This window comes from Candidatus Electronema sp. TJ, from assembly GCF_048287355.1.
Classification (GTDB): Bacteria; Desulfobacterota; Desulfobulbia; order Desulfobulbales; family Desulfobulbaceae; genus Electronema.
The window spans coordinates 1-4,035 of the sequence record NZ_JBLWEP010000174.1; the positions used below are offsets into that span (position 1 = coordinate 1).

Here is a 4,035-nt window from a genome sequence, read left to right on the forward strand (position 1 = left end):
GGGCGAAAGATTTTCATTCACACAGGGCGCACTGACTGGCTCAACTTATGCAAGAGGTCTAATAGAGAAGGGCAAAGAATGAGCCTGCGCCAGTTGGAGCAGGCTCGCGAAGATTCTAAGGTTCTAAAAATCCCGCTCGTGCAGCAGAGTGTAGGTGAACTTATTGCCGAACGCCTTTTTCCCCTCCTGACATTTAAGGATGAAGTCGGCAAACTGCCGCTGATCAGCGAAAACTTGGCAGCCAGCGGAGAACTTCTGCTCGTTGATGTGGTGTTCGCTGGTGCGGTGGATGTTGATGTTGAACAGGCCGGTCTCGGTTTTCCCCGCAAGCAGATTCAGCTTCGCGTCGCGGTTGCTGTCGCGGTAGACTGTGACCGGCTTCAGCCGCTGGCAGAGCGCCAGATGACCGCTGGCCAGCCCCCGGTTGTGAACATCAAGCTTGTACGCGCCCCTGTACTGCCCCTCCTTGAGGATGGCGGTGCCGGAGCTGTTGACCGGATGCCGCAGATAGTACAGGCTGGGATCCGTGGTTATGTGATAATAAGAAATCTCCCAGATGCCCCGGAAGCGCTGGAACACAGTCAGCGTGTCGTTGAATGTGCCTGGCTCAGGGTCGCAGACGCGGATGCCGACGATATTCAAATTCCAGTCCACGCCCGGCGTGTCATAGACTGCATGGCCTTTGGCCTGCATCACCTCAATCAGCTTTTCCACTGACGGTCGGAACATGATCGTTTTCTCCTGCTCTGGTGCGCCGCCGCCAAGCCAGCAGGCAGCGGCAAAAGAATGCGCCTTGGCTCAGGCACCGTGCTGCTGCTTCAGCCGCTCCAGCAGTTTGCCGATGTGGATTTCCGGCGGATTGAGCGGCCCCCAGTCCACCGTGGTGTTGGCGTTGCTGTCCGGGGTGATGACATTGCGCAGCCGCTGCTCCTTGTTGTACCAGTCGCGCTTGACCGAGCCGTCCTGACAGGCAGTGCTCTGCGTGTCGCCCCAGCGCAGCTCCGGGCAATGATAGGGGTCAAAGGAGAGCTTGAAGAGCCGGTCCATGATTTCGGCCAAGGTCAGCGAAACCGCCGCTCCGGCGGAGCTGGCATAGCTGATCCGCAGCCGCGTCGAGCTGTCCTGCCAGATTTCCCCGTAGCGGCGCACCAGCTGGCTGGCTGTGCCGTTGAATAGGTAGGGATGGCTGCCCCGCGCCACCGCCTCCGCGCTCATGCTGATGAAACTGTGCGTTTCCTTCACCTGCGCCCGCAGCCGCGCATCCCGTCCTGGCGTGGAGTAGGTCTCCCATTCGCCTTCGGCCCCGTAGATGTTGTGGGGCAGACTGTTCGGATGGGCCTTTCGGTGGATGCCGTTGTCCACCGCCGCTTTGACGGAGTCTACCCTCTCCTTCAGGGCCTCGTGCAGGGCAGAAAGCTGCTGGGCCAGCTCTGTGATCGGATCAATGCGGATATTGCCAGAAGCCAGCCGTCGCTTTACCCATTGATGATAGTTGAGGTCGAAGCCGTCAACGCGGTAGCTGCTCTGGCACTGGCTCTGGCTGGAATCAAAGAATTTTTCGGCCTGATTGGCGGCGAGGACGATGCTTCCGCCGCTCACGGTCTGCCGCCGCCAGCGGCGGAAGCCGCCGCCGCTCGTGCAGGAGCCGCGCGAAAGTGACTCGCCGAAGCGCTTGCTGGTCAGGCTGTTGTCCGGGTGGCCATCCATCAGCCAGACCGTGCCGTCTGCATCCACCCGCCCCACCACCAAAACGTGGCCGTTGGCATCGTAATAGACTGCGCCCGGCGTGATGCTTTCCCGGCTGACCTCGGCCAAATAGGTATCGGTCTTCTCCGTTGTCCACGCGTAGCGGAAAAAGCCGCTGTGAATGCTGTTGCTGATTGCTCTGGCCAAGCTGGAAAAGCTGGCATAGTCGAGGAAGGATTTGCGGCTGCCTGGCGTGTTGCCGCTGGTGTAGCGTCCGCCGGAGATGGTCGAGTTGAAGGAGAATGGCAGTTTTTTCTTATAACAAAAATAGGCCCGGAGCAGATAGGGCAGGTCGGCGCAGTCGCTGAAGACTGAGACAGTTCTGTCCTCTTCGGAGTACAGGCTGTTGGCCGAGGGATTGCGCAGGCAGGCGGTCAGCGTGGAGCCTTTCTTGGTGTACAGCTGCTCGATCCAGCGCGAGTATTCGGCCTCGTAGCTGTCGCTCCACTGCTGCTGCGCAGCCCATGCCCCGCCGCTAGGTATGGATGGCTCCGCCGCCGCGAGAAGCCGCCGCCATGTGCCGCCGCCGACATCAATTCTGCCGTCCGGCCTGCTCATGAATGACGTTTGGAATGTCTTGATCGCCTGAACAAGCTCTGCCGAGCAGATGTCGCTGACCGTCAACGGCGTTGAGAGAATTTTGTTGAACAGGGCATAGACCGTCCGCACGTCTTCCGCGCGGTTGACTCCGCCTTCGCCCACTGAGCCAGAAATCGAATACGGCATGAAAAACCTCGCTGTTAAGATTTATTCTCCGGCTGTCCCCAGCCAGAAATCATGCAGCACGGCGGTCAGGCCGCCCTGCGCGTCCCGGTAGTCCACCACCAAAGTCGGCGGCGGACCGCTCTGTTTTGTTCCATCCCAACGGGAGGCGTAATACTGCTGCCCCTCAATGGGCGAATAATCCGGCTCTCCGAGCAGTCCTTCGACCTCAGCCTGCGGCATTCCCCGGTGCAAGTTTAGGTGGATGATCTCCAAGCTGGCGGAGTCCTTCCGCTGCCGGTAGCTGGCCGCCGCCTGCATCAGCTCTTGACTGCCGCAGGCTGGCAGCGGCAGCAGAAGCAGGACAGTCAGCAGGAGCAGAACGGCCCGGCGGCAGGCTTTGTCAAGGTGCGGCGAAAACATAGCCCCACGCCTTGAGCTGACTGATGAAACGGCCAAGATCGTCAGCAGTCTCGTTCTGAATGTGCATCAGCACATTCAACGGCCTGCCGCCGCTGCGCTGATCGAGCTGCTTTTTGATCATACGCAGCTTGGCCGGATCCATCGTGCCTTTGGGACTTTTCCAGTCCTCGGTGTCAATGTCCCAATTCTCAATTTTCAGCGAGAGACTCGCCGCCACCTTGGCTAACTGGGGATCATACGGAGGCCAGCCGCCTGCGCCGAAGGGCGGACGTATTTTTGTCGGAGTTATGCCAGTGGCCTTCCTGATGCTGTCCTGCGTTTTTTCCAGCTCGGAGTGTACCACAGCTTCAGCCGCGCTGGCCAAGTTGGGGTGGCTGTAGGAATGATTTTGCACCCGGTGGCCACGCTGGACAATCTCTTTGGCCGCAGAGGGAAAGCTGTCCACCTCTTTGCCCAGCACATAGAATTCAGCTTTGATTCCTGCTGCGTCAAGGGTGTTCAAAATTGAATGCAGAGCGGCGGTCGGAGCCGGGCCGTCGTCAAAAGAAAGAAGCAGAGGCGGGATGACTGAACCATGCCCTGTAGCAGCGGTGAGCTTGCGCCATGTTGCGCCGCCCACATCAATCAGGCCGTCCGGGCTGGAGAGGAAGGATTTCTGAAAATCGAAAATCGCTTGGATCAGATCCGCTGAACACTGATCACCGACTGCCAAGGGCGCGGGCAGAATCTTGTTGAACAGGGAGAAGATCAGCCGCACGTCGCTTGGAAAATTTTTTCCATTCCGGCCTACGGAACCGGCAAGAGAAACAGGCATGGCGCACCTCCTGAGCTGGTAATTCGAACTTCAATCTCGCAATTCTTCACTATAGACCCGCCGGGAAAAAAAAGTCAACAGGATTGCGTAAGTCCACTGTTGATCAGGCAGTTCTGATGCCGCACCGGCAAACAGCGCGCCGCTGTGCATCCGGCCCATGGTTTTGTCCATGCCAAAAATATTTTCCCAGCGATGCTGTAATTCGCGACAGATGAATTCAGAAAAAAAACTTATCAGCTGGCAGACCTCTTGCAGAAGTGAACAAGCGTTGCAGCGGACAGCGAACCGGTTTCTTCTGTTGCGGTATTTTTCACATAACCGTTGCTGTTTCTTTCCTGCTCATCTGCAAA

Annotated in this window: 5 protein-coding genes; all 5 read right to left on the reverse strand. The window is 58.3% G+C overall.

Translation table 11 applies throughout. From position 1 onward, the window contains the following. Positions 1-123: 123 nt before the first annotated feature. Positions 124-729, reverse strand: a complete 606-nt coding sequence (locus ACNKID_RS10700; RefSeq protein ID WP_417913423.1) for a hypothetical protein — start codon at positions 727-729, stop codon at positions 124-126. A 69-nt stretch (positions 730-798) separates the two neighbouring features. Further along, positions 799-2,472 (reverse strand): hypothetical protein, encoded by a 1,674-nt coding sequence (locus tag ACNKID_RS10705; RefSeq protein WP_417913424.1) that lies wholly within the window; start codon positions 2,470-2,472, stop codon positions 799-801. A 21-nt stretch (positions 2,473-2,493) separates the two neighbouring features. Next, complete coding sequence (locus tag ACNKID_RS10710) at positions 2,494-2,871, reverse strand: hypothetical protein (protein WP_417913425.1); 378 nt, start codon at positions 2,869-2,871, stop codon at positions 2,494-2,496. After that, positions 2,852-3,685, reverse strand: coding sequence for a polysaccharide deacetylase family protein (locus tag ACNKID_RS10715; RefSeq protein WP_417913426.1), 834 nt, complete (start codon positions 3,683-3,685; stop codon positions 2,852-2,854). The genes ACNKID_RS10710 and ACNKID_RS10715 overlap by 20 nt, the downstream gene beginning before the upstream one ends. A gap of 30 nt (positions 3,686-3,715) precedes the next feature. Beyond that, positions 3,716-3,856, reverse strand: a complete 141-nt coding sequence (locus ACNKID_RS10720; RefSeq protein ID WP_417913427.1) for a hypothetical protein — start codon at positions 3,854-3,856, stop codon at positions 3,716-3,718. Positions 3,857-4,035 lie beyond the last annotated feature (179 nt).